This is a genomic window from Rhodococcus sp. LB1, from assembly GCF_001583455.1.
Lineage (GTDB): Bacteria > Actinomycetota > Actinomycetes > Mycobacteriales > Mycobacteriaceae > Rhodococcus_F > Rhodococcus_F opacus.
Window position 1 is genome coordinate 24,122 of the sequence record NZ_LTCZ01000159.1, and the last position, 6,495, is coordinate 30,616.

5 protein-coding genes and 1 pseudogene are annotated in these 6,495 nt (G+C 63.9%); 4 read left to right on the plus strand and 2 right to left on the minus strand.

Annotated features, from left to right (window positions below):
• Positions 1-168: 168 nt before the first annotated feature.
• Positions 169-493, plus strand: a pseudogene (locus tag AZG88_RS22245) (integrase core domain-containing protein); the annotation flags it as partial.
• A 43-nt stretch (positions 494-536) separates the two neighbouring features.
• Here AZG88_RS22245 and AZG88_RS22250 read toward each other — a convergent pair.
• Positions 537-1,592 carry an IS110 family transposase gene (locus tag AZG88_RS22250; protein WP_061699094.1) on the minus strand — a complete coding sequence of 352 codons (1,056 nt, stop codon included), beginning with the start codon at positions 1,590-1,592 and terminating at the stop codon, positions 537-539.
• Between the two features lie 794 nt (positions 1,593-2,386).
• Positions 2,387-2,635 carry a hypothetical protein gene (locus tag AZG88_RS53920; RefSeq protein ID WP_061699096.1) on the minus strand — a complete coding sequence of 83 codons (249 nt, stop codon included), beginning with the start codon at positions 2,633-2,635 and terminating at the stop codon, positions 2,387-2,389.
• Positions 2,636-2,955: 320 nt separating this feature from the next.
• Here AZG88_RS53920 and AZG88_RS22260 point away from each other — a divergent pair, with 320 nt between their 5' ends.
• The 3 genes from AZG88_RS22260 (at position 2,956) to AZG88_RS22270 (ending at position 6,476) form a co-directional block, all read left to right on the plus strand.
• Positions 2,956-4,119 carry an LLM class flavin-dependent oxidoreductase gene (locus AZG88_RS22260; RefSeq protein ID WP_061699099.1) on the plus strand — a complete coding sequence of 388 codons (1,164 nt, stop codon included), beginning with the start codon at positions 2,956-2,958 and terminating at the stop codon, positions 4,117-4,119.
• Positions 4,120-4,290: 171 nt separating this feature from the next.
• Positions 4,291-5,136: a mycofactocin-coupled SDR family oxidoreductase gene (locus tag AZG88_RS22265; protein WP_061699101.1), complete on the plus strand. Its 846-nt coding sequence runs from the start codon at positions 4,291-4,293 to the stop codon at positions 5,134-5,136.
• Between the two features lie 5 nt (positions 5,137-5,141).
• The gene (locus AZG88_RS22270; protein WP_061699103.1) at positions 5,142-6,476 is read left to right on the plus strand and encodes an MFS transporter; all 1,335 of its coding nucleotides are present in this window, start codon (positions 5,142-5,144) and stop codon (positions 6,474-6,476) included.
• The last annotated feature ends 19 nt before the right edge of the window (positions 6,477-6,495 follow it).

Sequence of the window (6,495 nt, forward strand, 5' to 3'; positions counted from 1 at the left end):
ACATCGCAGTGGGGCTTCGTCGCGGCGGTGGAGGTGACGTCTGGCTGAACAAGTACCGAGACCGCCTGTGTTGCCGCGGGGATACCGCAACGCAGTGAACGAACGCGATCTCATTCCTTGAGGCCCATGCGCATTCTCGGGACGTGTGCAGTCGAGTAGTGATCACGTCAATACACGTCTCTGGCCTTCACCGAGGCATTGGTCGAATCCGGGATCGCCGGATCCATCGGAAGTGTCGGGGACGCCCTCATGTCCCTTGACACTCGATAACGCGCTGATGGAATCGACCATAGGGCTCTACAAGACCGAGCTCATCGACCGGGAGTGGACATGGGCCGGACGGGCCGCGGTGGAGCGGGAGACAGCCGAGTGGGTCCGCTGGTTCAACGCGGACCGATTGCATTCGTCGATCGACTACCTCCCGCCGGTCGACTACGAGACGCGCTACCGTGAAAAGCGCCCCACCGTCGCCTCGATCCTTGAGGTGGCCTGAACGAAGTCTCCACTCGATCCAGGATGCTTCTATATCCGTCAAGTCATGCTGGGGCCGGGTATGCAGCGGTCAGTGTTCGGAACAGTTGCCGAAGAATGTACCTCTTCAGGCAGCGCATGATCTCCTTGGTCGTGCGACCCTCGCGGCGGCGCCGGGCAACATACGCGCGGGTGTCGGGGTGGGTGCGCATCCGGACGAGGACGATGGTGGTCAGCGCCCGGTTCAGTCGTCGATCTCCTCCACGATTGAGTCTGTGACGCATCGTGTTCCCCGACGACGCCGGTATCGGGCAGGTCCCGGCGAGGGCTGCGAACGCGGCTTCGGAACGGACACGGCCCGGATGAGACCAGGCGATGAGCACGGAGGCCGCGACCACCGATCCGACGCCGGGTAACTCAGGCAGTTCCGGTGCGACCGAGCCCACGGCAGAGTCGAGTGCCTTCCTGTTGTCGATCAACTCGGCATCCAGGGCGCGGATTCGCTTCGCCAGCCGGACCGCCTCCTGCCGGCACGTGTGCATGGTGACGTCCTCCGATCGGGAACGCCCGGTAGATATCGCATCAATCTGTTTGCGCGTCAGAGCTTTGCGCGCATCGATACCGAGGTCGGTGATCCGGAGCAGGGCGGTGAGCGCATTGACTGCTCGGGTCCGCTCGCCGGCCATTTGTTCTCTGGCCACGACCAGGACCCGAAGCGCGGCGCGGGGACCCTCGGCGCGTGGCCAGCGGAGCCGGGAGATGTCGACCGCGAGCACCGACCGGGCGATCCGGACGGCGTCGAGTGAGTCGGTCTTGCCGATTCCGCGGCGGTGCGCGGCTGGCATCGCGGCGGGTTCGACGACGGCCAATCCGGAACCGAGGACCCGCTCGGCGCGACCGGCTCCGTAGGAACCGACGCCTTCGATGACCACCAGAGTCGCGTGCTCACCCACGCGACGACTGATCCATGTCACCGCTCGCTCGAGCCCGGATGGGTTCGTAGGAAACATTGATTGGTCGACGACTGCACCGGTCGCGGCGGTGACAACCGACAGTGAGTGGGTAGCGGCGTGGGTATCGACCCCGATGACGAACTCGTACTGATCTGCAACGATAGGCATTGCGACGGATCTCCTTCCCAAAGGGTGACGTCGTGTCGGCGTCGGCCCGGGAAGAACACTTCGAGGCAGGCCTGTAACGGGCCACGACCCGCGCACACGGGTCGGGCAGGCTTCTGATCAAGCCACCGAAGCGAGACCGGGTCGGCGTCGCCGTCTCGACCGAGTGGACAGATCCTGGAAAGTGCACCCCGAAAGGGCCATGCGGTTCAGGGGTCACACCCAGTCGCGACGACGACACCGATCCTGCCAGCCAGCCCCGGGCCAGCCACTACAAACACTTACAGACGGTTCACAACCGCACCTGGGGGCCCGGGCCAGGGAGGAAGGCTGGTCAGGCTTCGCCGGGCGCGCACCGCAATTTCCCGCCTGTAGTGCTGCGCGAGGCTCGTCGGTCACAAAACTGGGAGGCAAAGCGCTCACGTAAACCTTGCAGCGGTGCCACACGATATCGCCGTGAGTACAGAGTCCGAATACACCAAGTATGTACGTTCGGCGCATCGACTCGCTCTTTGAGTTCGGTAGCGTCGCACCGCCTCATCGAGGCGGTGACTGTAGTGCGCGGCTGCGAGTCCGAAGGCCGCATGTATGTGCTGGGCTGATGGGCCGCCGATCGGCGCCCACAGTACGGCGAAGTCGAGGATGTCGTGATCGGCAGCGGCTCCGTCGGCAGCCCAGGGGCGCCCAGCCGTGCTCGCGTGGCGTGGTGGTCTCGGGAGTGCGTTGTTGTTGCTCATGCCAACGTGTCTCACTAGACGGTTTGTTGTTGGTCGCTTTCCTGGACAGCCTCCATACGCCTACGCGACGCGATCGAAGATTCGCTTGATCCGACGTCGCATCATTATGGAAACGAGTTGGCCGACTAATTCTCTTTCATCAGGCGCCAATTCACGAGTTCGCCGCGCCGCGCCGATGATCTCGATGCAACGAACGTGGAGACGCTCGGACGACATGCCGAACTCCACCAACGTTCTGTCTGCCGGCGGCCACCCATATGGCGCCCACATGACGACGAACTGTGCGATTTGCCGATCAGTCCTGTCCATGACTTCTCCTCCACGGAATTGCCGCCACGATCCGTGGCGGTAGACAGTTTCGGTGCTATCAGGGCGAATCACTTGTCTGATATTGGGACACGGGACTCACCGGTGGATGATGCACTGCTAGAGCCACCTGCGGGACATCCGGTTTGCCACCGTCATGTGTGGAAGCGCGAGCTGCGGACAGTGCAACCGGGAAAGATTTCGGGCGTCAGCCCTGCAGGCGGTGGTGTCCGAATGCGCTACATCACAGTACGGCGATCGGCTGGATGCTGGTGACCACAGAGCAGAGTCCCGTCATACGGATACGTCGATCAGGAGAAATCATGGGCAACCCACGCGCAACCGTCGGCTTCGGGGCATTCCTCGCTCCGTGGCACAAGATCGAGACGGATGCGAACACCGCGATCCACCAGGACCTGCAGCTCGTCGAGCACATGGACAAGCTCGGCTTCGCCGAGTTCTGGATCGGTGAGCATCACTCCGGCGGTGTGGAGATCGTGTCCTCACCGGAGATGTTCCTCGCTGCCGCCGCTCAGCGGACGTCACGGATCAAACTGGGCCTCGGGGTGGTCTCGCTGCCCTATCACCACCCCTTCATGATTGCTGACCGGCTGGTGTTGCTCGACCACCTCAGCCGCGGACGCGTGATCTTCGGGGCGGGCCCCGGTCAGCTCGCAGACGACGCCCGCATGATCGGCATCGACCCGGTAGAGAGCCGGCGGAAGATGGAGCAGGCTTTCGACGTGATTCACCGTCTCCTCGACGGCGAGACGGTCACGGAGGAGACGGATTGGTACAAGATCCAGGACGCCTACCTGCACGTTGCGCCGTACTCGACCATCGAGAAGGCTGTCACCGCCACGGTGTCGCCGACCGGCCCGAAGCTCGCGGGAAAGTACGGGGCAGGAATCCTCTCGCTCGCGGCCACCAACCCGATGGGCGTCGAGTTGCTCGCAGGCCACTGGGACATCGCCGAGCAGATCGCAGCCGAGAACGGACGCACCGTGTCTCGTGACCAGTGGCGTCTCACCGGTCTGATGCATGTGGCGGAGACCGAGGAACAGGCGCGGGCGGACTGCCGGCACGGGCTGTTGGATTTGATGAACTATCTCTCGCACGTTACCCCGGGCTTCGATCCCGCTCCGGACGTCGACACGCTGATCGACGGTGTCAATGAGAGCGGCCTCGCTGTCATCGGTACTCCGGAGATGGCGATCGCACAGATCGAGCGGTTGCAGGAGAAGTCCGGCGGATTCGGAAAGTTCCTCGTTCTGCACGGTGAGTGGGCTCCGCAGCCGGCCGCGCTGCGGAGCTTCGAGCTGATCGCCGAGCGGGTCGCGCCGGAGTTCCGTGGCGCGCGCACTTCGCGTCAGCGGGGCTACGACCAGGTGGTCAACAGCAACCGTGCCGGTGCCGATGCCACCGCCGCCGGCCAGGCGGCCGCTCAGAAGCAGTTCGAGGCGGAGCGTGCCGTGAGCGTGGGCTGATTTGCATTGCAGCGGGGCGGGGTTCGGTGATCGATGTCGAACCCCGTCCCGCTGTTGTGTATGGGCGGGACGTTGGCTCGGCAGAGGTGTAGCGAAGTAGGACATCGTGTGACCCGCGGCACACCTACCGTTCGTAGCGATCAAGACGTCGGCATCGAAAGGATCGTGGATATGGGAACTCTCGAGGGGAAGGTCGCGCTGGTTACCGGCGGCGCACGCGGCCAGGGGCTGGCACACGCACACGCACTCGCGAACGAGGGCGCGGACATCGTCCTGCTCGATATTTGCGAGCAAATCGATTCGGTCCAGTACGGGCTGTCGACCGAGGAGGATCTCACGCTCGCGGCGAAGTCCGTTGGTTCGCTGGGTGTGCGGGTCGCCACGCACAGGACGGATGCGCGTTCGTCATCCGCACTCGATGTTGCGGCGGCGGAGACGGTTGCCGCGTTCGGGAGCATCGACATCGTGGTGATCAATCACGGCATCTGGACCCGCGGAGCGTTGTGGGATCTGACCGACGAGGACTGGCTCGATACCATCGACGTCAACCTCAATGGAGTGTGGCGGACCCTGAGAGCGGTAGCACCGCAATTGATCACGCAGCGATCGGGATCGGTGATCATCACCGCATCGGTCAACGGGGTGGAGGCGCAGGCCGGCGCCGCTCACTACACCGCGGCCAAGCACGGTGCGCTCGGTCTGATGAAAGCCGCCGCATTGGAGTTCGCTCCCTACGGCGTCAGGGTCAACGCGATCCTGCCCGGATTTGTCGACACTGCGATGACGAACTGGCAGGGCTGCTATGACATGACCGGCGGAAAGCCGGGCTCCACCCGCGCCGACCACGAGGCCGCGGCGCGCCATTGGCACGCGATCGGAGGTCTGATCGAGCCCGACGAGATCAGCGGAGCTGTGGTGTACCTCGCTTCCGACGCCGCGCGCCGAGTCACCGGAGTCGAGCTCCCAGTCGACGGCGGCCACCTGGTCCTGTCCACCTTCAACCCGAACCCGAGCTGATCACCATGGCTGCAGGCAAGAGCCTTCGGCGGTTGCTGGTCTCGGCTCTGAGCGCCAGCACGCTCGAATGGTATGACTTCTTCATCTACGGGACCGCGGCGGCGCTGGTCTTCAACAAGGTGTTTTTCCCCGAGGTCAGCCCGATCGTCGGTACGATCGCGGCGTTTGCAACCTTTGGTGTCGGGTTCCTGTTCCGGCCCCTCGGTGGCATCATCTTCGGTCACTACGGCGACCGCCTCGGACGCAAGGCCATGCTGGTCGTCGCGATGCTGATGATGGGCGTGGCCACTTTCCTGATCGGACTGATTCCGAGCTACGCGCAGATCGGAATCGCCGCTCCGGTGATTCTGCTGATGCTGCGCGCAGTGCAAGGGATCGCAGTCGGCGGACAGTACGGCGGGGCCATGCTGATCGTGACCGAGAACGCCCCACCGCATAGGCGTGGTTTCTTCGGCAGCTTCGCGCAGGTGGGTCCGTCGCTCGCGGTGATCCTGTCCAATCTCGTGTTTCTGGTCGTCGTCGCATCGATGAGCACGGAGGCACTCCAATCCTGGGGCTGGCGCATCCCTTTCTTGCTGAGTGCGATTGTGGTTGCCCTTGGTCTCTACATCCAGATCACCATCGAGGACTCCGACGAGTTCAAGCAGTTGCAGGCGCGGGCGGCCGAGCAGAAGTCCGCCGATGTTCCGGTGCGGCCGAGGTCACCGATCGTCACTGCGCTGCGTGAGCACCCCCGCGAGGTCCTGCAGGCAGCGGGGATGATCCTGGTCGTTCAGGTGTACTACTACATCGTGACGGTTTTCCTCGTCTCGTTCGCCACAGCAGAGGGTGTGTCGAAGTCGACGGCACTGTGGGTGGTTCTCATCTCCAGCGCAGTCACCGTCGCCTCGATTCCGATGTTCGCCTTGGTGTCGGACAAGGTTGGGCGCAAACGAGTCCTGCTGATCGCGGCAGTCGCGACCACCGCGTCGGCGTTCCCGTTCGTGTTGCTCCTCGGCACCGGCAGCATTTTGTTGATGCTGTTCGCGGCACTGCTCCCTGGAATCACACTGGGCGCACTCTACGGCCCGATGGCCGCCTTCTACTATGAGATGTTCCCCGCCGAGGTGCGGTACTCGGGCGCGTCCCTCGGTTACCAACTCGGCGCAGTCCTGGGCGGCGGGTTCGCTCCACTGATCGCAACGAGCCTGTTCGCCTGGACCGGCACCGTGCTTTCGGTCGGCGCCTACGTGACCGTTGCCGGTGTCCTGAGTATCTGGGCGATCGCTTCCGCCCGCGAAACCTACCGGCCGGCAACCACCAGCCGGTCGGAGGAGACGGTGGACGTGTCGTCGATCTGATCGTGAATCGACCGCGGTC

What these genes read in the sequence shown, in the direction of transcription:
- AZG88_RS22250 (WP_061699094.1), bottom strand. Translation starts at nt 1,592, where the DNA reads ATGCCTATCGTTGCAGATCAGTACGAGTTCGTCATCGGGGTCGATACC.
- AZG88_RS53920 (WP_061699096.1), bottom strand. Translation starts at nt 2,635, where the DNA reads ATGGACAGGACTGATCGGCAAATCGCACAGTTCGTCGTCATGTGGGCG.
- AZG88_RS22260 (WP_061699099.1), top strand. Translation starts at nt 2,956, where the DNA reads ATGGGCAACCCACGCGCAACCGTCGGCTTCGGGGCATTCCTCGCTCCG.
- AZG88_RS22265 (WP_061699101.1), top strand. Translation starts at nt 4,291, where the DNA reads ATGGGAACTCTCGAGGGGAAGGTCGCGCTGGTTACCGGCGGCGCACGC.
- AZG88_RS22270 (WP_061699103.1), top strand. Translation starts at nt 5,142, where the DNA reads ATGGCTGCAGGCAAGAGCCTTCGGCGGTTGCTGGTCTCGGCTCTGAGC.